Here is a 17,691-nt window from a genome sequence, read left to right as displayed (position 1 = left end):
TGCACCAGGGTAACGTCCCCTTCGTCTAGTGGCCTAGGACACCGCCCTTTCACGGCGGTAACAGGGGTTCGAGTCCCCTAGGGGACGCCACACTCGAAAGAAACCGCCTCACGGCGGTTTTTTTTTGTCCGCACGAAAGCCAGCCGCCAGAGTCTTTCACAGGAGCCGTCCGGCTACTGTGTTAGATCTGTAGGCCGAGTCCAAGCAAGGGGAGTGGGATGATCGTCGAGTATCTCTACAGCCTGGCCCAGGTGCCTGCCGCCCAGTGGAACGCGCTGCTGGCGGACGACCAGCCCTTTCTGCGCCATGAATTCCTCGCCACCCTGGAAGACAGTGGCAGCCTCGGGCAGGGGACCGGCTGGCAACCGGCGCACCAGATCCTCAAGGATGAACAGGGGCAGCTGCGGGCCGCCATGCCGGCCTATCTCAAGATGCATTCCTATGGCGAATACGTCTTCGACTGGGCCTGGGCCGATGCCTGCCGCCGGGCCGGGATCGACTACTACCCGAAGCTGCTGGCCGCGGTGCCCTTCTCACCGGTACAGGGCGCGCGCCTGCTGGGCGATCCCGCCGCCTGCGCGACCCTGCTGGACGCCACCACCGGCAGCCTGGCCGGCCTGGAGCTCTCCAGCCTGCACGTCAACTTCACCGATCCTAAGGCCGATGCGCTGCTCGAGGATCGGGAGGGCTGGCTGGCGCGGCTTGGCTGCCAGTTCCACTGGCACAACCGCGGCTATGGCGACTACGGCGACTTCCTCGCCGCCCTGACCTCGCGCAAGCGCAAGCAGCTGCGCAAGGAGCGCGACCAGGTCGCCGGCCTGGGGGTGAGCTTCGAATGGCGCCAGGGCGGAGAGTTGAGCGAAGCGGAGTGGGATTTCGTCTATGCCTGCTACGCCAACACCTACGAGGTGCGCGGCCAGGATCCCTATCTGACCCGTGCCTTCTTCAGTCTGCTGGCCGAGCGGCTGCCCGCGGCGATCCGGGTGGTGCTGGTCCGTCAGGGTATCCGGCCGGTGGCCATGGCCTTCTATCTCAAGGACGGCGACACCCTCTATGGCCGCTACTGGGGCTGCCTGCAGGAATTCGATCAGCTGCATTTCGAGACCTGTTTCTACCAGGGGATCGAATACGCCATCGCCGAGGGGCTGCAGCGCTTCGATGCCGGCGCCCAGGGCGAACACAAGCTGATTCGTGGCTTCGAGCCGACCCTGACCCGTTCCTGGCACTACCTGGTGCATCCGGGCCTGAGAGCGGCGGTGGCGGAGTTTCTCGAGCAGGAGCGCGACGGCGTCCAGGCCTATGCGCGGCGGGCTGCCGAGGCCTTGCCCTATCGCCAGGAGGACGGCGCGGCGCCATGCTGAACTACCTCTGGTTCCTGCTGGCGGCGCTGTTCGAGATCGCCGGCTGCTATGCCTTCTGGCTCTGGCTGCGGCTGGATCGCAGTCCCTGGTGGATAGCGCCGGGACTTGCCAGCCTGGTGCTCTTCGCCCTGTTGCTGACCCGTATCGAGGCGGCCTACGCCGGACGCGCCTATGCGGCTTACGGCGGCATCTACGTGGTGGCTTCGCTGGGCTGGCTGGCGCTGGTCGAGCGTACCCGACCGACCTGGACGGATCTGGCCGGCGGTTTGCTCTGCGTGGCGGGGGCCCTGGTGATCCTGCTGGCGCCGCGTGGCAGTGCCTAACAGGCGCGAGAGGCGCTAGTCGTCCAGCAGCTCGGGCGGCACGTCGCGGCGCAGCACCAGCTGGCAGAGGGCGCTGTCCGGATCGAAGAGGATGACGGCTTCGCCGGTTTCCAGGGCGCGGCGCGCGCGCTGGGTCCGGGTCGCCAGGGGCGTCTCGTCACCGTTGTCGGTGCCGTCGCGGGTGACGAAGTCTTCCAGCAGGTTGTCGAGGGTGGCGGCAGCGAGCTGGTCGTGGGGGATGATCATCGAGAGGTGCCTGGAAAAAGGCGCCCAGGATACCCCAGGCGCGTTGATCGAACGCTACTTGCTGCCGTCGCCGACGACCTCCTCCAGCGGCGGCAGGTGGGTCTGGTTGTCCATCTGGGTGTCTTCCGGCAGCAACTGGTGACCGAAGCGGTCGAGGGAGCTGTCGGCCGGCTGGGCATCGCTGTCGAACACCGGCGGGCTGAGCATGTAGCCGGTCAGCAGCTGGCTGAGCGCCGCCAGGCTGACGATATGGGTGCGCTCGTAGCCGTGGGTGGCGTCGCAGCCAAAGGCCAGCAGGGCTACCCGCACGTCCTGGCCGGAACTGATCGCCGAATGGGCGTCGCTGTAGTAGTAGCGGAACAGGTCGCGGCGCACCGGGATGTCGTTGCGTTGCGCCAGGCGCAGCAAATGTCGCGACAGGTGATAGTCGTAAGGCCCGGAGGAATCCTGCATGGCCACGCTGACGCGGTGCTCGTCGGAGCGCTGGCCGGGCGCCACGGGGGCGATGTCGATACCGACGAATTCGCTGACGTCCCAGGGCAGGGCACCGGCGGCGCCCGAGCCCACCTCTTCGGTGATGGTGAACAGCGGGTGGCAGTCGATCGGCGGGGTCTGCCCGCTTTCCTTGAGCATCTTCAGGGCGGTGAGCAGGGCGGCGACGCCGGCCTTGTCGTCCAGATGGCGCGAGCTGATGTAGCCACTGTCGGTGAATTCCGGCAGAGGATCGAAGGCGACGAAGTCGCCGATCTGCACGCCCAGCTGCTCGGTCTCGTGGCGACTCTTGGTCACGGCATCCAGGCGCAGCTCGATGTGGTCCCAGGTCACCGGCATCTTGTCGATCTCGGTGTTGAAGGCATGGCCGGAGGCGAGCAGGGGCAGCACGCTGCCCCTCAGGGTGCCGTCATCGGTGAACAGGCTGACGCGACTGCCTTCGGCGAAACGGCTGGACCAGTGGCCCACGGCCGCCAGGCCCAGGCGGCCGTTGTCCTTGATCTCGCGGACGATGGCGCCAATGGTGTCCAGGTGCGCGGAGACGGCCCGGTCCGGACTCTCCTTGTGGCCCTTGATGGTGGCGCGGATGGTGCCGCGACGGGTCAGCTCGAAGGGGATGTCCAGTTCGTTGAGCCGTTCGGCGACGTACATGACGATGGTGTCGGTGAAACCCGTGGGACTGGGGATCGCCAGCATGTCCAGCAGGACCTTGCGCAGGTAATCCAGATCGGGCTCGGGCAAGCGATTCATAGCGGAACCTCCCGGGACAGCGGGAACAGCAGGTCGATGAAGCGTTCGGCGGTGGGGCGCGGCTCGTGATTGGCCAGGCCTGGCCGCTCGTTGGCTTCGATGATGACGTAGTCGGGCGCATCGGCGGCGGGCACCAGCAGATCCATGCCGGTGACCGGGATGTCCAGCGCCCGGGCCGCCTGGACGGCGGCGTCGGCCAGCACCGGATGGAGGCTGTCGGTGACGTCCTCGAGGATGCCGCCGGTGTGCAGATTGGCGGTCTTGCGCACGGCCAGGTGGGTACCGGTTGGCAGGATGCTGTCCCACTCGTAGCCGGCGCTGCGGATGGCGCGTTCGGTTTCCTCGTCCACCGGGATGCGCGACTCGCCGCCAGTGGCGGCCTGGCGTCGGCGGCTCTGGGCTTCGATCAGGTCCCTGACGCTGTGCTGGCCATCGCCGACGATCTCCGCCGGACGGCGAATGGCCGCGGCCACCACCTCGTGGCCGATGACCACCACGCGCAGGTCGAGACCCTGGTGGAAGCTTTCCAGCAGCACCCGGTCGTCATACCGGCGCGCGGCCTGGATGGCCGCGGCGAGGTGCTCGGCGTCGCGGATGTCCACCGCCACGCCCTTGCCCTGTTCGCCGTTGACCGGCTTCACCACCAGGGCGCCGTGTTTCTCCAGAAAGGCGGCGTTGTCGTCGTCGCTGCCCGCCAGTTGCTGTTCCGGCACCCGCAGCCCGGCCCGGGCCAGGGTACGGCTGGTCAGCACCTTGTCGGCGCAGAGGGTCATGGTCACCGCGGAGGTGAGGTCGGTCAGGGACTCGCGGCAGCGGATGCGCCGGTTGCCCTGGATCAGCGTGAAGAGACCGCCTTCGGCGTCATCCACCTGCACCTCGATGCCGCGCCGCAGGGCTTCGTCGACGATGATGCGCGCATAGGGATTGAGCTCGGCCGCCGGCCCCGGACCGAGGAACAGCGTCTGGTTGATGCCGTTCTTGCATTTGATCGCGAAGGTCTGCAGCGGCCGGAAGCCCAGCTTGTCGTAGAGCCGCTTGGCCTGCAGGTTGTCGTGCAGCACCGACAGGTCGAGAAAGGCCAGGCCGCGACTGGCGTAGTGTTCGATCAGATGGCGCACCAGCGCCTCGCCGACGCCGGGTCTGCTGCAGTCCGGGGAGACCGCCAGGCACCAGAGCGAAGAGCCGCCATCCGGGTCCTGGAAGGCCTTGACGTGATTGAGCCCCATCACCGAGCCGATGATGGCGCCGCTGTCGTCGTCCTGCGCCAGCCAGTACACCGGGCCACCCTTGTGCCGCGGGGTCAGTCGCTCGGTGTCGACGGGCAGCATGTGACGCTGCTGGTAGAGGCGGTTTATCTCGCTCCAGTCCTGGGCGGAGCAGGCCCGGCGGATGCGAAAGCCACGATAGATCCGTCGGGCCGGACGATAGTCGCTGAACCAGATCCGCAGGGTGTCGCTGGGGTCGAGAAACAGCTGTTGCGGTGCCTGGGCCAGCACCTGGTGGGGCGCGGCCACATAGAGGGCAATGTCGCGCTCGCCAGGCGTTTCGGTGAGCAGTTCCTTGGCCAGGCTGGCGGGGTCGGGATAGGTATGGCCGATGAGCAGCCGGCCCCAGCCGCAATGCAGGGAGAGCGGCTGGCAGGTCGGCTGATCGCCTTCCGCCAGGCGCGCCTGCAGCCGTTCGTAGGAGGGCGTCTGGGCGCGCTGGAGGCGCTGGTTGTAGCTGGTCGCTTTCATGGGTGTTCCGCCCTTACAGTCCGTGCTCGCTCAGCCAGAGGTTGAGCGCCGCGAGTTGCCAGAGCTTGGAACCGCGCAGGGGGGTGATGCGGTCGGCCGGATTGGTCAGCAGGCGATCGATCTCGGCGGTCTCGAACAGGCCGCGATCCTGGCTCGGGTCCAGCAGCAGTTCCCGCACCCAGGTCAGGGTGTTGCCTTCCAGGTGCTTGAGGCCCGGCACCGGGAAATAGCCCTTGGGCCGGTCGATGACTTCCTGGGGAATGACCTTGCGCGCTGCCGCCTTGAGCACCTGCTTGCCGCCGTCGCCCAGCTTGAATTCGGCGGGGATGCGTGCCGAGAGTTCGGCCAGGCGATAGTCGAGGAAGGGCACCCGGGCTTCCAGGCCCCAGGCCATGGTCATGTTGTCGACCCGCTTGACCGGGTCGTCCACCAGCATCACGGTGCTGTCCAGGCGCAGGGCCTTGTCGACGCCGGCGCTGGCGCCGGGCTTGGCGAAGTGCTGGCGGACGAAGGTCTCGGCGGCGTCTTCCTCCAGGCGCACGCCGGCCTGCACGGTGGCGGCGTACTGGGCATAGTCGCGATCGAAGAAGGCGGCGCGGTAGGCGGCGAAGGGATCGGCGGCGCCATGCACCTGGGGATACCAGTGGTAGCCGGCGAAGAGTTCGTCCGCGCCCTGGCCGCTCTGCACCACCTTGCAGTGCTTGGAGACCTCCCGCGACAGCAGGTAGAAGGCGATGCAGTCGTGGCTCACCATCGGCTCGCTCATGGCCGAGAAAGCGCGCGGCAGCTGCTGGATGATCTCGTCCTCGGCGATGCGCAACTGGTGGTGGCGGGTGCCGTAGTGATTGGCGATCAGGTCGGAATACTGGAATTCGTCGCCGCGCTCGCCGCCGGCATCTTCGAAGCCGATGGAGAAGGTCAGCAGGTCCTTGACCCCCGAATCGTGCAGCAGGCCGACCAGCAGACTGGAATCCACCCCGCCGGAAAGCAGCACCCCGACCTCGCGCGCCGCCCGCTGGCGGATCGCCACGGCGTCCTTGAGGCCATGCAGGACCCGTTCGGCCCAGTCGTCCAGGGTGTAGCGACGCTCGTCTTCGTGGGGACCGTAGTCCAGGGTCCACCAGGTTTCCTGGTGCTGCTGGCCGGAGGCGTCCACGGTCATCCAGGTCGCCGGCGGCAGCTTCTGCACGCCCTGCAGGATGGTGCGCGGCGCGGGCACCACGGCATGGAAATTCAGGTAGTGGTTGAGGGCGACCGGATCGATGCGGGTGTCGATGTCACCGGCTTCCAGCAGTGCGGGCAGGCTGGAGGCGAATCTCAGGCGCTTGTCGGTAAAGGACAGGTACAGCGGCTTGATGCCCAGGCGATCCCGGGCGATGAACAGCCGACCGCTGTCACGCTCCCAGATGGCGAAGGCGAACATGCCATTGAGCTTGGGCAGCATGGCCTTGCCCCAGGCGTGATAGGCCTTGAGCAGGATCTCGGTATCGCCGCCGGAGTGGAAGCGGTAACCCTTGGCTTCCAGCTCGCTGCGCAATTCCGGGTAGTTGTAGATGGCGCCGTTGAACACCATCGACAGCCCCAGCTCGGGCTCGATCATGGGTTGGCCCGAGGCTTCCGCCAGATCCATGATCTTCAGCCGCCGATGGCCCAGGGCGACCGGCCCCTGGCTATGGAAACCCCAGGCGTCGGGGCCGCGCTGTTCGAGACGGTGGGTGATGCGCTCCACCGCGCTGATGGATGCAGGTTGACGATCGAAACGAAGCTCTCCGGCGATGCCGCACATGGTGCTGTGCCTCTTGAATCCTTGGGATGCGGCGCGGTGAGTTCAGTCCCGAACCCGGCGTGCGCATCCAATGCGTGTGGACTTCTCGCCATCCTTGAGAAGCCAATGCAGGGGCGCTGTGCGAGTGAACAGGGCAGGGTGGCGGACAGCTCGTCTGTCTGGCGCCGCGGGCCTGAACGCACGCACCGACCGACAGCGGGTCTCAGAGAGGGTGGGGTACCGCCGGTCAGGGCCTCAGGTTACGAGCCCCGCGCGCGGCGGATGGTTCCATTGCAAAGGCCATGGCTGCCGTCACCGTCACAGGCGGGGCTGCAAAAACGACCTTTATATGTTATAATGTATCTTTAATCGGTGCGCAGGAGACATTCCGTCTCGGGCGCCCAGACCAGGAGACGCCTCATGAAACCCGGTATCCATCCCAACTATCGTCCCGTGCTGTTCCACGACACCACCTCGGACACCTACTTCCTGATCCGCTCCACCGCCGAGAGCGACCGTACCCAGGAATACGAAGGCGAAACCTATCCCTACATCAGCCTCGACGTATCCAGCGCCTCGCACCCCATCTACACCGGCGAGCAGCGCCAGATGAAGGTCGAAGGCCGGGTTTCCAGCTTCAACAAGAAGTTCGCCGGCTTCCCGGGCGGCAACAGCAAGTAAGCCCCTCGCGAGCAGCGCGCCGGCTCAGCGCGCGCTGCTGACCCCCTCCAGGGTGGCGAAGGAGGTGTCCTTGGCGGTCAGCAGGAAATCCTGCATGAAGGGCGCCTCCAGCATGTCTTCGCGGATCGCCGCATAGAGCGTCGCATAGAGCCCTTTCTCGCCCAGCCGCCGCGCGGTCACATAGCCGCGCGAGCTGTACTCGTGGATCGCCCAGTTGGGCAGGCAGCAGACGCCACGCCCCGAGGCCACCAGCTGCAGCATCATCACCGTCATCTCCGCCGTGCGCACCGACAGCGGCTCGACATCGGCCGGATCGAGGAAGCGGGTGAAGATATCCAGCCGATCGCGCTCCACCGGATAGGTGATCTGCGTTTCCTGGGCAAGATCCTCGGGGACGATATAGGGCCGTTGCGCCAGCGGATGCTGGTTGGCTACCGCGAGCAGGGCCTCGTAGGTGAACAGCGGCACATAGGTCACCCCCGAGAGGTCGACCGGATCGGCCGTCACTACCAGGTCCAGATCGCCACGGGCCAGCGCCGGCAGGGGCGCGAAGGAAAAGCCGGAGGCCAGGTCCAGCTCCACTTCCGGCCAGGAATCACGAAACTGGTCAATGGTCGGCATCAGCCACTGGAAGCAGCTGTGGCATTCGATGGCCATGTGCAGGCGACCCGCCGTACCCCCGACCAGACGCGCCAGGTCCCGCTCGGCACTGCGCAGGTGCGGCAACACCGCGTCTGCGGTCTGCAGCAGCCGCAGGCCGGCACTGGTGAAGCGAATGGGTTTGGTCTTGCGGATGAACAGCGGGGTCCCCAGGCGCTCTTCCAGTTCCTTGAACTGATGGGAGAGCGCGGACTGGGTCAGGTGCAGTCGCTCTGCGGCTTCCACCAGGCTGGAGGATTCACGGAGAGCATGCAGGGTTTTCAGGTGACGGAGTTCGAACATGGCGCTGGTACTGGAGACAAAGGCGCATCATGAAGACTTTTCATGGTGCTGCCTATGCTCTGACGCCTCTGGCCAGTCCTTACCGGTTCGATTGCCGGTTGAGTTCCGACCGTCCCCGAGCGGATTGCCCACTCGGAGACAACTCTTCCCGGGTCTCAGGCCGCGTTGCTGCCCTTGGTGGCCTGGGCCGGTTCCGAATGCGCCAGGAAGTCTTCCAGGGCCGTCCGCTCGGCGTCGGTGAACACCAGGCCCAGCTTGGTCCGCCGCCAGAGCACGTCATCGGCGCGAGTGACCCACTCGTGACGCTGCAGGTATTCCACCTCACGCACATGCAGATCGGCGCCTAGCACCGCACCCAGCTCCTCCACGGAGCGCGCATCGCCCAGCAGGGTCCAGACGCGGCTGCCGTAGGTGGTCGCCCAGCGTTGTGCCAGGGCGGGCGTCAGGCCGCTAACCTTGTCCAGCAATTCGCGGGTCAGCGCCTGGGGCGTAGTCATCTGCTCGCCACCGGGCAGCGGTGCCGACGCGGTCCAGCTGTTGCCCAGCTGCGGAAAGAAAGGCTGCAGCTGCGCCATGGCCGATTCGGCCAGCTTGCGGTAGGTGGTCAGCTTGCCACCGAACACCGACAGCAGCGGCGCGCCCTGTTCCTCGGCCAGCGACAGGGTGTAGTCACGGGTGATGGCCGAGGGGTTGTCCGATTCGTCGTCGCACAGCGGGCGCACACCGGAAAAGGTGTGCAGCACATCGTCGCGGCTGAGCTGCTTGCGGAAGTGGGCGTTGGCCACACCGAGGACGTAGTCGATTTCCTGGTCGGTGATGGTCACCTTGGCCGGATCGCCCTGGTACTCGCGATCCGTGGTCCCCACCATGGTGTACTGGCCGAGATAGGGGATGGCGAAGACGATACGGCGGTCTTCGTTCTGCATGATGTAGGCCTGCTCGCCTTCGTACAGCTTGGGCACGATGACGTGGCTGCCCTGGATCAGGCGGATGCCATAGGGCGACTTCTGCTGCAGGTCCTGGCGGATGAAGCTGGCGACCCAGGGGCCGGCGGCATTGACCAGGCCCTTGGCGCGGATCTGCTGGCGGCCCTGGGGCCCCTCGACCTCGACTTCCCAGTGACCCTCGACGCGCCGGGCGCTGACGCAGCGGGTGCGGGTGAGGATGTCGGCACCCTTGTCGCGCGCCTGCATGGCGTTGAGCACCACCAGGCGGGCGTCGTCCACCCAGCAATCGGAATATTCGAAGCCGCGCTTGATCTCGGCCTTGAGCGGCCCCTGGGCATCGAACTTCAGGCCACGGGAGCCCGGCAGCTTTTCGCGCTTGCCGAGGTGGTCATAAAGGAAGAGACCGGCACGGATCATCCAGGCCGGACGCAGGTGCGGACGGTGGGGCAGGACGAAGCGCATCGGCTTGACGATATGGGGCGCCTTGGCCAGCAGCACCTCACGCTCGGCGAGGGCTTCGCGCACCAGGCGGAATTCGTGATGTTCCAGGTAGCGCAAGCCACCATGGATCAGCTTGCTGCTGGCGGAAGAGGTATGGCTCGCCAGGTCGTCGCGTTCACAGAGAAACACCGACAGACCCCGACCGGCTGCATCGGCCGCGATGCCTACACCGTTGATGCCACCGCCGATGACGGCGAGATCGTAAGTCCGGGGAGTTGCAGTGGGTGCCTGGGCCATGGTGCCTCCTGTGAAACGAACATAATTATTCGGTTTCGAACATAATAGCCCAGCAAAAACTCAGGTTCTAGCCAAGCCTGTGGCTTAAGACCGCTAAAACGAAAAAAAACGAATATAGACAGAGGCGAGGCGACGAATGGTCGTCGCCTTGAGGGGTCAGCGCGGACGCGCCACTTCGACCTTGACCTGCCACTCGCGCAGGCAGCGCGCGAAGGCCGGAGAAGGCTCCTGCTCCGTGAACAGCTGGTCGATCTGTTCCAGGCTGCCAAGGCGAATCATGGCGTTGCGGCCGAACTTGCTGGAGTCGGCGGCGAGAAACACCTGGCGGGCGTTATGGATGATGGCCTGGGAGACGCAGACTTCCTGGTAGTCGAAGTCCAGCAGGGTGCCGTCTTCGTCGATGCCACTGATGCCGACCAGGGCGTAGTCGACCTTGAACTGCTTGATGAAGTCGGCCGTGGCCTGGCCCACCACGCCGCCATCGCTGCGCACCTTGCCGCTGGCGATCAGCACGTCGAAGTCGTCCTTGGCGCTGAGGATGTTGGCCACGTGAAGGTTGTTGGTGATGACCTTGAGGCTGCGATGCCCGAGCAAGGCATGGGCGATGGCCTCGGTGGTGGTGCCGATGTTGATGAACAGCGAGGCGTGGTCGGGCACGGCAGCGGCTACGGCTTCGGCGATCAGGCGCTTTTCCTCGCGCATCTGGCCCGCTCTCATGCTGTATTCGGTGTTTTCCACGCTGGAATCGTGGGCGGCGCCCCCGTGGTAGCGCCGTAGCAGCCCGGCTTCGGCAAGCTGATTGATGTCACGACGGATCGTCTGGGGGGTGACGGAGAAATGCTGGGCCAGCTCTTCGATGCTGACGTAGCCGCGCTCACGGACCAGTTCGAGAATCTGCTGTTGGCGAGGCGCCAGGCTCATTACGGCTTCCTTGAGGTGATCGAGTAAATTCACAGAGGATGCCGTAGCTCTATCCAGGTGGAAAGCGCTTGTCGCGCAAAGCAAGACCGGCGTCGGAAGACGCCGGCCTGGTGGGGGAGCCTTGCGGGAGGCGGCCCGGCAGGTGCCGGTCGCCTCCCGGTCGGATTCGACTCAGTCCAGCGCCCAGCCACGGGTACGCTCGACGGCCTTCTTCCAGCCCTTGTACAGGGTGTCTCTCTTGGTCGGATCACAGGCCGGTTCGAATACGCGCTCGATGGTGCTCTTGCTGCGCAACTCGTCCAGGCTGCTCCAGAAGCCGGTGGCGAGACCGGCAAGGTAGGCCGCGCCGAGGGCGGTGGTCTCCTTCATTTCCGGCCGCTCGACCCGGGTGCCGAGCACGTCCGACTGGAACTGCATGAGGAAGTTGTTGGCGGTGGCGCCGCCGTCCACCCGCAGGGACTTCAGGGCTTCGCCGGCGTCCTGCTGCATGGCGTCCAGCACATCGCGGGTCTGGAAGGCGATGGATTCCAGGGTGGCGCGAATGATGTGGTCCACCTTGACGCCGCGGGTCAGGCCGAACAGCGCACCGCGGGCATAGGGATCCCAGTAGGGCGCGCCCAGGCCGGTGAAGGCCGGGACCAGGTAGACGCCGTTGCTGTCGGTCACCTTGGTGGCGAAATACTCGGAATCCAGGGAATCGTTGATCACCTTGAGTTCGTCACGCAGCCACTGGACGGTGGAGCCGCCGTTGAAGATGGCGCCTTCCAGGGCGTAGTTGACCTCGCCGCGGGGACCGCAGGCGATGGTGGTCAGCAGGCCGTGCTGGGACTGCACCGCCTTCTCGCCGGTGTTCATCAGCAGGAAGCATCCGGTGCCATAGGTGTTCTTGGCCTGGCCCGGCTCCACGCACATCTGGCCGAACAGGGCCGCCTGCTGGTCGCCGGCGATACCGGCGATGGGGATGCCGGTGGTCTGGCCGCTGCCCAGGTGCGCCTGGCCATAGACCTCGGAAGAAGACTTCACCTCAGGCAGCATCTCGCGCGGGATGTCCAGCACCTCGAGCATGGTGGCGTCCCACTCGCGCTTGTGGATATCGAACAGCAGGGTGCGCGAGGCGTTGGTGTAGTCGGTCACGTGGGCCTGACCCTGGGTCATCTTCCAGATCAGCCAGGTGTCCACGGTGCCGAACAGCAGTTCGCCGCGGCGGGCGCGTTCACGGCTGCCTTCGACGTGGTCGAGGATCCACTTGATCTTGGTGCCCGAGAAATAGGGGTCGATCACCAGGCCGGTGGTCTTGCGGATATGGTCTTCCATGCCGTCGCGCTTGAGCTGGTCGCAGATCGCGGTGCTCTGGCGGCTCTGCCAGACGATGGCGTTGTAGATGGGACGACCGGTGGTCTTGTCCCAGACGATGGCGGTCTCGCGCTGGTTGGTGATGCCGATGGCGGCGATCTGCTCGTTGCTTATGCTGGCCTGGGCCAGGGCCTCGACGAACACCGCGCTCTGGGTGGCCCAGATCTCCATGGGATCGTGCTCGACCCAGCCGGCCTGCGGATAGATCTGCGCGAATTCGCGCTGGGCGATGGTCACCACATTGGCATTGCGGTCCAGCACGATGGCGCGCGAACTGGTGGTGCCCTGGTCGAGCGCGACGATGTACTGCTTGTTCTGGTCGGTCATGGTCTTGTTCCTTATTGTGATTCGCGGCGATCAGGACGCTTTGGAGGCGGAGGTCACTTCGGTGCGGGCACTGTCCTCGGCCTTGGCCGGAACGTCGCAGGCACCGGAGGCCAGGCCGGGCAGATGGCGGCAGATCAGCGCCTTGTAACCGGCGGCGCCCAGGCAGGCACCGACGATGGGGCCGAAGATGGGCACCAGGAAGTAGGGGATGTCACGGCCACCGGTGAAGGCGATCTCGCCCCAGCCGGCAAAGAAGGTCATCAGCTTGGGTCCGAAATCCCGGGCCGGGTTCATGGCGAAGCCGGTCAGCGGGCCCATGGAGCCGCCGATCACGGCGATCAGCAGGCCGATCAGCAGGGGCGCGAGCGGGCCGCGGGGCAGACCGTTGCCGTCGTCGGTGAGGGCCATGATCATGGCCAGCAGGATCGCGGTGATGACGGCTTCGACGAGGAACGCCTGGCCAATCGAAAGGGAAGGATGGGGATAGGTGGAGAAGACTCCGGCCAGCTCCAGGCTCGCCTGGCTGCCGCGGACCATGTTGTGGGCCTGTTCATAATCGAAAAACAGGCTGCTGTAGAGGCCGTAGACCAGCGCCGCGCCGCAGAAGGCACCGGCGACCTGGGCCAGGATGTAGGCGGGCACCTTGCGTCTTTCGAAGCCGCCGAACAGCCAGAGGGCGATGGTGACGGCCGGGCTGAGATGCGCGCCGGAGACACCGGCGGACAGGTAGACCGCCATGCTCACACCCACGCCCCAGATGATGCTGATTTCCCACAGGCCGAGGGTGGCACCGCCGACCTTCGCGGCCGCCACGCAACCTGTACCGAAAAAGATGAGGAGGGCTGTGCCGAGGAATTCGGCGATGCATTGACCGCGTAGCGTTGGAGCGAGAAGAGTACTCATGGAGGAGCCTCGTGGTTGTTGTATTTATAGGTGGCCGGGGAGCCATTTGTTCGCAACCGAAAATCTAATTTCAAATATGAAAGCTGTCAAAGCTCCTGAGCGCAAAAACAGTGACGACGTTCGACAATTCATTGCCGATGCGACGCCGCCTGCTATTTTGGTCATAGGACTTCTGGCGACAACCGGCCCGTTGGCAGGTCTCAAGAGGTAGCCGTCGCGGCCAGGGATCATCAGGGGTCTGGTGCCCGCGCGACGGCGACGCTCGCTGTTTTTCTTCTTCTGCTCAGGTAGCGCGCATGCCCCTAGAATTTCATCAGGTCGATGCCTTCACCGATCAGCCCTTTCGCGGCAATCCCGCCGCGGTCTACCGCCTGGACAGCTGGCCAGCCGACGAGCTGCTGCAGCGGATCGCCACCGAGCACAATCTTTCGGAAACCGCCTTCGTAGTGCAGGAGGGAGATACCTGGCGCATCCGCTGGTTTACCCCGCGGACCGAGGTGCCCCTGTGTGGCCATGCCACCCTGGCCGCGGCGCATGTCCTGTTCGAGGTGTATGGCGAGGCGGGCGACCGCCTGGCGTTCATCAGCCAGTCCGGCGTCCTGCGCGTGTTTCGCGAAGTGGACGGCCTGCTGGCGCTGGATTTCCCTGCGCTAGTGCCCACGGAGCTGGGGGTGACCCCCGAACTGGAGCGTGCCCTGCGGGTATCACCGGTGGATGCCCTGGCGGCGGACAAGCTGCTGGTGCTGTTGGAATCGGAACAGGCGGTACGGGACTGCAAGCCGGATCTGGCGGCCATCGCCCGGCTGCCCTGGCAGGGCGTCATCGTTACCGCGCGTGGCCAGGAGGTCGACTTCGTGTCGCGCTTCTTCGCCCCTGCGGTGGGCGTGGACGAGGATCCCGTCACCGGTTCGGCGCACTGCAGCCTGATTCCCTATTGGTCGCGGCGATTGGCCAAGCGGATGCTCACCGCCCAGCAGCTTTCGGCGCGGGGTGGGCAGCTCAGGTGTCGGCTGGAAGGGGATAGGGTCAGCATCGCCGGACGCGCGGTAACGGTCATGCGCGGGCAGTTGCTGCTGTGATGGTGAGACCTCGGCGGCCAGGGTGCGGCCGAGGTCTTCGGCTCCCGATCAGGCGTGCAGTGGCGGCTTGATGAGGAATTCGAGCAGCGCCTTCTGGGCATGCAGGCGATTTTCGGCTTCGTCCCAGACCACGGCGCGCGGGTCGTCCAGCAGGGTATGGCTGATCTCTTCGCCGCGGTGCGCCGGCAGGCAATGCATGAAGAGGACATCCGGCGCGGCGCCATCGAGCAACTCGGCGGTGACCTGGTAGGGCTTGAAGGCCGCCAGGCGCAGGCGGGTTTCCTCCTCCTGGCCCATGGAGGTCCAGACGTCGGTGCTGACCAGGTGCGCCTGGGCCACGGCCTCGCGCGGATCCCGGGTCAACCGGACGCGCTCGCCGGCGCGTTCGAGAAAGCGCGGATTGGGCTCGTAGCCTTCCGGGCAGGCGATGCGCAGATTGAAGTCGAGCTGTTCGGCCGCCTCGATATAGCTGTTGCACATGTTGTTGCCGTCGCCGATCCAGGCCACGGTCTTGCCACGGATATCGCCGCGGTGCTCGAAGAAGGTCTGCATGTCCGCCAGCAGCTGGCAGGGGTGCAGATCGTCCGACAGGCCATTGATCACCGGCACCTGGGAATGGGCGGCGAAGGTGGTCAGCATCTCGTGGGCGTAGGTGCGGATCATCACGCCGTCGAGCATGCTCGACATGACGCGAGCGCTGTCCGGGACGGGCTCGCCACGGCCGAGCTGGGTGTCCCGAGACGAGAGGAAGATCGCCTGGCCACCGAGCTGGATCATGCCGGCCTCGAAGGAGAGGCGGGTGCGGGTGGAGGCCTTCTCGAAGATCATGCCCAGGACGCGATTGCGCAGGGGCTCATGCAGCACGCCGCGGTTGCGCAGGGCCTTGAGCTCGATGCCGCGTGCGATGAGTTGCCGGAGTTCCTCGGGGGAACAGTCCATGAAAGAAAGAAAGTGGCGAACCGTCATTTCGTTACCCTAGCGTCCCGTCCCGGTAACGGCCGTCCATGGAGGGCGCGGCGAACCTGAGAGCATGCCGTTTCAAACGGCGGAAAGACCAAAGGCGAAATGGTATAAGTTCATGTCGCATTTTACCACCATCCCAGCCTAGGCCCTTCGTTTCGAGCGGCTAGCCTGGGACGGGGTAGCGAAGGGGCGGTGCCTTACAGCAGGTCAGCGGGGACGTTGCCGCCGTTGTCGGCCAGCTTCTGCAGAACGGCCTTGTGCAGCCACATGTTCATCTGGGCGGAGTCGCCCATCTTGTCGGCGGGGCAGTTCAGTTCCTTGGCCAGCTCCTGGCGGGCGGTCAGGCTGCTGTCCAGGTCGAGCAGCTTGAGCAGGTCGACGATGGAGGTCTTCCAGTTGAGCTGTTCGCCTTTCTGGGCGGCCAGACCGTCAAGCTTGGCGGCGACGTCCACCTGGCTCATGGGGGTGGCGCCGGTCGGGGCGGCCGGGCTGCCGGCGGGTGCGGCGGTATCGGTCGCGCCGGTGGTGGGCGCAGCGGCGGGGGTATCCGCATGGGCTTCACCAATGCCGAGCTTCGAGAGGATCTTGCTGAACAGGCTCATGGAGTTCTCCTGGGTCTTGGATCAGGCGCACCGAGCGGCGCCTACCCTTAACCTGACCACGGCCCGGGCGCCAAAGTTTTGCCTGGCGCCGCTCGGGATGGTCATGGTGCTGGCGAACGGCCGGGTCGGAACGTGGTCGATTGCCAGGTCGAGCCGCGCCTGTCACGGGCTGGACGTCGCGGAAATCCCGGCGTTCCACCGGCCTTTCCGTTACAATCGTCCCACCGTATTAGCGAGGTGCATCGTGGACATCATCGATACCATCAAAGACCAGATTGCCAACAATCCCGTGCTGCTCTACATGAAGGGTTCGCCGAACGCGCCTCAGTGCGGCTTCTCTTCCCGTGCCGCTCAGGTGCTGATGGCCTGTGGCGAGAAATTCGCCTACGTCGACATCCTGCAGAATCCGGAAATCCGCGCCAATCTGCCCAAGTACGCCAACTGGCCGACCTTCCCCCAGCTGTGGGTCGGTGGTGAACTGGTCGGCGGCAGCGATATCCTCGCCGAACTCTACGAGAAGGGCGAATTGCAGACCCTGATCAAGCAAGCCGTGGAAACCAAGGACGCCTGAGTCCCTGGTCCATAGAAAAAGCCCGCAATGTGCGGGCTTTTTTGTGGGCATCTGCCCGATCAATCGTCGTCGTCGTGCATCTGCGACTGGATGTAGTTCTCGATCCCGACACTGCCGATGAGGCTCAGCTGGGTTTCCAGCCAGTCGATGTGCTCTTCCTCGGATTCGAGAATGTCCTTGAGCATGTCGCGGCTGACGTAGTCCCGTACGCTTTCGCAGTAGGTGATGGCTTCACGCAGGTCGGCCACGGCGCTGATTTCCAGGCGCAGGTCGCACTGGATCATCTCCTGAGTGTTCTCGCCGATCATCAGCTTGCCCAGGTCCTGCAGATTGGGCAGGCCTTCCAGGAACAGGATGCGCTCGATCAGGCGATCGGCGTGCTTCATCTCGTCGATGGATTCCTTGTACTCGTGATGGCCGAGTTTGCGGATACCCCAGTCGTTGTACATCCGCGAATGCAGGAAGTACTGGTTGATGGCCACCAGTTCGTTGCCGAGGATCTTGTTCAAATGCTGGATGACGGTGATATCGCCTTTCATGGCCGGACCTGCGAATGGGGTGGGATTGCCGGCAGTCTGAGCGTGGAACAGTCCTTTGTCAAAAGCTTAAGTTGTTGAAAAATCGACGAAAATCGAACGGTAATCGGAAGCTTTTCCATCCTTTCCGTAAGCGTTTGATTAGACAATAAAAAAGCCGGACCCAGGTTCCGGCTTTTTTTACAGGGCTCGCGCTCAGGCGCGCGGCACGTCCAGCGCGTAGGCGAGCTGCTGGGCGCCGTGCAGTTCGCCGAGGGTTTCCTTGACCACCTGCTTGGCCAGGCAGGCGCACTTGCCGCACTGAGTGGCGCAACCGGTACTTTCCCGAACTTCCCGATAACTGCAGCAGCCCTCGTAGATGGCTTCACGAATCTGCTTGTCGGTCACGCCACGGCAAAGACACACGTACATGGATCGCCTGCTGTATGAGTGGAGGTGCCGCCAAAGCTAATGAC

General features: G+C 65.1%; 18 protein-coding genes and 1 tRNA gene. 6 read left to right on the top strand and 13 right to left on the bottom strand.

The genetic code is table 11. The features are described from left to right. The first annotated feature begins 14 nt into the window (after positions 1–14). The 3 genes from PSEK12I1_RS0108915 to PSEK12I1_RS0108905 all read left to right on the top strand — a co-directional run bounded on the left by PSEK12I1_RS0108915 (position 15) and on the right by PSEK12I1_RS0108905 (position 1,684). A tRNA-Glu gene (locus PSEK12I1_RS0108915) sits at positions 15–90 on the top strand. A gap of 128 nt (positions 91–218) precedes the next feature. Beyond that, positions 219–1,361, top strand: a complete 1,143-nt coding sequence (locus PSEK12I1_RS0108910; RefSeq protein WP_027601312.1) for a GNAT family N-acetyltransferase — start codon at positions 219–221, stop codon at positions 1,359–1,361. Further along, positions 1,355–1,684: a YnfA family protein gene (locus PSEK12I1_RS0108905; RefSeq protein ID WP_007162734.1), complete on the top strand. Its 330-nt coding sequence runs from the start codon at positions 1,355–1,357 to the stop codon at positions 1,682–1,684. Before PSEK12I1_RS0108910 ends, PSEK12I1_RS0108905 begins: the two co-directional genes overlap by 7 nt. 15 nt (positions 1,685–1,699) lie before the next feature. Here PSEK12I1_RS0108905 and PSEK12I1_RS0108900 read toward each other — a convergent pair whose 3' ends face one another. The 4 genes from PSEK12I1_RS0108900 to PSEK12I1_RS0108885 are packed head-to-tail and all read right to left on the bottom strand — an operon-like array spanning position 1,700 to position 6,694. Then, positions 1,700–1,930, bottom strand: coding sequence for a YheU family protein (locus PSEK12I1_RS0108900; protein ID WP_007162735.1), 231 nt, complete (start codon positions 1,928–1,930; stop codon positions 1,700–1,702). Between the two features lie 54 nt (positions 1,931–1,984). Next, the gene (locus tag PSEK12I1_RS0108895; RefSeq protein WP_007162736.1) at positions 1,985–3,172 is read right to left on the bottom strand and encodes an osmoprotectant NAGGN system M42 family peptidase; all 1,188 of its coding nucleotides are present in this window, start codon (positions 3,170–3,172) and stop codon (positions 1,985–1,987) included. Further along, positions 3,169–4,908, bottom strand: a complete 1,740-nt coding sequence (ngg, locus tag PSEK12I1_RS0108890; RefSeq protein ID WP_027601311.1) for an N-acetylglutaminylglutamine synthetase — start codon at positions 4,906–4,908, stop codon at positions 3,169–3,171. The genes PSEK12I1_RS0108895 and ngg overlap by 4 nt, the downstream gene beginning before the upstream one ends. A gap of 13 nt (positions 4,909–4,921) precedes the next feature. Then, positions 4,922–6,694, bottom strand: coding sequence for an N-acetylglutaminylglutamine amidotransferase (locus PSEK12I1_RS0108885; protein WP_027601310.1), 1,773 nt, complete (start codon positions 6,692–6,694; stop codon positions 4,922–4,924). A 399-nt stretch (positions 6,695–7,093) separates the two neighbouring features. On the opposite strand from PSEK12I1_RS0108885, the gene PSEK12I1_RS0108880 reads away from it, so the two are divergent. Beyond that, complete coding sequence (locus PSEK12I1_RS0108880) at positions 7,094–7,354, top strand: type B 50S ribosomal protein L31 (RefSeq protein ID WP_007162739.1); 261 nt, start codon at positions 7,094–7,096, stop codon at positions 7,352–7,354. 24 nt (positions 7,355–7,378) lie between these two features. On the opposite strand, the gene metR is transcribed toward PSEK12I1_RS0108880, so the two are convergent. The 5 genes from metR to PSEK12I1_RS0108855 form a co-directional block, all read right to left on the bottom strand. After that, positions 7,379–8,296, bottom strand: coding sequence for a transcriptional regulator MetR (gene metR, locus PSEK12I1_RS0108875; RefSeq protein ID WP_007162740.1), 918 nt, complete (start codon positions 8,294–8,296; stop codon positions 7,379–7,381). 155 nt (positions 8,297–8,451) lie between these two features. After that, positions 8,452–9,981, bottom strand: a complete 1,530-nt coding sequence (gene glpD / locus PSEK12I1_RS0108870; protein WP_027601309.1) for a glycerol-3-phosphate dehydrogenase — start codon at positions 9,979–9,981, stop codon at positions 8,452–8,454. 156 nt (positions 9,982–10,137) lie between these two features. Beyond that, complete coding sequence (locus PSEK12I1_RS0108865) at positions 10,138–10,902, bottom strand: DeoR/GlpR family DNA-binding transcription regulator (RefSeq protein WP_007162742.1); 765 nt, start codon at positions 10,900–10,902, stop codon at positions 10,138–10,140. Between the two features lie 171 nt (positions 10,903–11,073). Further along, positions 11,074–12,582 carry a glycerol kinase GlpK gene (glpK, locus tag PSEK12I1_RS0108860; RefSeq protein ID WP_027597604.1) on the bottom strand — a complete coding sequence of 503 codons (1,509 nt, stop codon included), beginning with the start codon at positions 12,580–12,582 and terminating at the stop codon, positions 11,074–11,076. A gap of 30 nt (positions 12,583–12,612) precedes the next feature. Beyond that, on the bottom strand, positions 12,613–13,485 hold the full coding sequence (locus PSEK12I1_RS0108855) for an MIP/aquaporin family protein (protein WP_027601308.1): 873 nt from the start codon (positions 13,483–13,485) through the stop codon (positions 12,613–12,615). A 296-nt stretch (positions 13,486–13,781) separates the two neighbouring features. On the opposite strand from PSEK12I1_RS0108855, the gene PSEK12I1_RS0108850 reads away from it, so the two are divergent. Beyond that, positions 13,782–14,564 (top strand): PhzF family phenazine biosynthesis protein, encoded by a 783-nt coding sequence (locus PSEK12I1_RS0108850; protein WP_007162745.1) that lies wholly within the window; start codon positions 13,782–13,784, stop codon positions 14,562–14,564. 48 nt (positions 14,565–14,612) lie between these two features. Here PSEK12I1_RS0108850 and argF read toward each other — a convergent pair whose 3' ends face one another. Next, positions 14,613–15,530: an ornithine carbamoyltransferase gene (argF, locus tag PSEK12I1_RS0108845; protein ID WP_007162746.1), complete on the bottom strand. Its 918-nt coding sequence runs from the start codon at positions 15,528–15,530 to the stop codon at positions 14,613–14,615. 194 nt (positions 15,531–15,724) lie between these two features. After that, complete coding sequence (locus tag PSEK12I1_RS0108840; RefSeq protein ID WP_007162747.1) at positions 15,725–16,129, bottom strand: DUF3597 domain-containing protein; 405 nt, start codon at positions 16,127–16,129, stop codon at positions 15,725–15,727. Between the two features lie 244 nt (positions 16,130–16,373). On the opposite strand from PSEK12I1_RS0108840, the gene grxD reads away from it, so the two are divergent. After that, the gene (grxD, locus tag PSEK12I1_RS0108835; protein WP_007162748.1) at positions 16,374–16,700 is read left to right on the top strand and encodes a Grx4 family monothiol glutaredoxin; all 327 of its coding nucleotides are present in this window, start codon (positions 16,374–16,376) and stop codon (positions 16,698–16,700) included. A 59-nt stretch (positions 16,701–16,759) separates the two neighbouring features. Here grxD and bfr read toward each other — a convergent pair whose 3' ends face one another. Together bfr and PSEK12I1_RS0108825 are read right to left on the bottom strand one after the other, a co-directional pair. Then, a complete protein-coding gene (gene bfr, locus PSEK12I1_RS0108830) occupies positions 16,760–17,239 on the bottom strand; it encodes a bacterioferritin (protein ID WP_027601307.1) in 480 nt (159 codons plus the stop codon). Positions 17,240–17,431: 192 nt separating this feature from the next. After that, positions 17,432–17,647, bottom strand: coding sequence for a bacterioferritin-associated ferredoxin (locus PSEK12I1_RS0108825; RefSeq protein WP_007162750.1), 216 nt, complete (start codon positions 17,645–17,647; stop codon positions 17,432–17,434). Positions 17,648–17,691 lie beyond the last annotated feature (44 nt).

It is taken from the genome of Pseudomonas sp. MOIL14HWK12:I1, from assembly GCF_000510705.1.
GTDB lineage: Bacteria > Pseudomonadota > Gammaproteobacteria > Pseudomonadales > Pseudomonadaceae > Chryseomonas > Chryseomonas oryzihabitans.
The sequence above is the reverse complement of the archived record's forward strand: the minus strand, read 5'-3'. Positions and strand labels throughout refer to the sequence as shown.

What these genes read in the sequence shown, in the direction of transcription:
- argF (WP_007162746.1), bottom strand. Translation starts at nt 15,530, where the DNA reads ATGACGGTTCGCCACTTTCTTTCTTTCATGGACTGTTCCCCCGAGGAA.
- PSEK12I1_RS0108905 (WP_007162734.1), top strand. Translation starts at nt 1,355, where the DNA reads ATGCTGAACTACCTCTGGTTCCTGCTGGCGGCGCTGTTCGAGATCGCC.
- metR (WP_007162740.1), bottom strand. Translation starts at nt 8,296, where the DNA reads ATGTTCGAACTCCGTCACCTGAAAACCCTGCATGCTCTCCGTGAATCC.
- glpK (WP_027597604.1), bottom strand. Translation starts at nt 12,582, where the DNA reads ATGACCGACCAGAACAAGCAGTACATCGTCGCGCTCGACCAGGGCACC.
- PSEK12I1_RS0108865 (WP_007162742.1), bottom strand. Translation starts at nt 10,902, where the DNA reads ATGAGCCTGGCGCCTCGCCAACAGCAGATTCTCGAACTGGTCCGTGAG.
- bfr (WP_027601307.1), bottom strand. Translation starts at nt 17,239, where the DNA reads ATGAAAGGCGATATCACCGTCATCCAGCATTTGAACAAGATCCTCGGC.
- PSEK12I1_RS0108825 (WP_007162750.1), bottom strand. Translation starts at nt 17,647, where the DNA reads ATGTACGTGTGTCTTTGCCGTGGCGTGACCGACAAGCAGATTCGTGAA.
- PSEK12I1_RS0108885 (WP_027601310.1), bottom strand. Translation starts at nt 6,694, where the DNA reads ATGTGCGGCATCGCCGGAGAGCTTCGTTTCGATCGTCAACCTGCATCC.
- PSEK12I1_RS0108850 (WP_007162745.1), top strand. Translation starts at nt 13,782, where the DNA reads ATGCCCCTAGAATTTCATCAGGTCGATGCCTTCACCGATCAGCCCTTT.
- glpD (WP_027601309.1), bottom strand. Translation starts at nt 9,981, where the DNA reads ATGGCCCAGGCACCCACTGCAACTCCCCGGACTTACGATCTCGCCGTC.
- PSEK12I1_RS0108840 (WP_007162747.1), bottom strand. Translation starts at nt 16,129, where the DNA reads ATGAGCCTGTTCAGCAAGATCCTCTCGAAGCTCGGCATTGGTGAAGCC.
- PSEK12I1_RS0108895 (WP_007162736.1), bottom strand. Translation starts at nt 3,172, where the DNA reads ATGAATCGCTTGCCCGAGCCCGATCTGGATTACCTGCGCAAGGTCCTG.
- PSEK12I1_RS0108900 (WP_007162735.1), bottom strand. Translation starts at nt 1,930, where the DNA reads ATGATCATCCCCCACGACCAGCTCGCTGCCGCCACCCTCGACAACCTG.
- PSEK12I1_RS0108910 (WP_027601312.1), top strand. Translation starts at nt 219, where the DNA reads ATGATCGTCGAGTATCTCTACAGCCTGGCCCAGGTGCCTGCCGCCCAG.
- PSEK12I1_RS0108855 (WP_027601308.1), bottom strand. Translation starts at nt 13,485, where the DNA reads ATGAGTACTCTTCTCGCTCCAACGCTACGCGGTCAATGCATCGCCGAA.
- ngg (WP_027601311.1), bottom strand. Translation starts at nt 4,908, where the DNA reads ATGAAAGCGACCAGCTACAACCAGCGCCTCCAGCGCGCCCAGACGCCC.
- PSEK12I1_RS0108880 (WP_007162739.1), top strand. Translation starts at nt 7,094, where the DNA reads ATGAAACCCGGTATCCATCCCAACTATCGTCCCGTGCTGTTCCACGAC.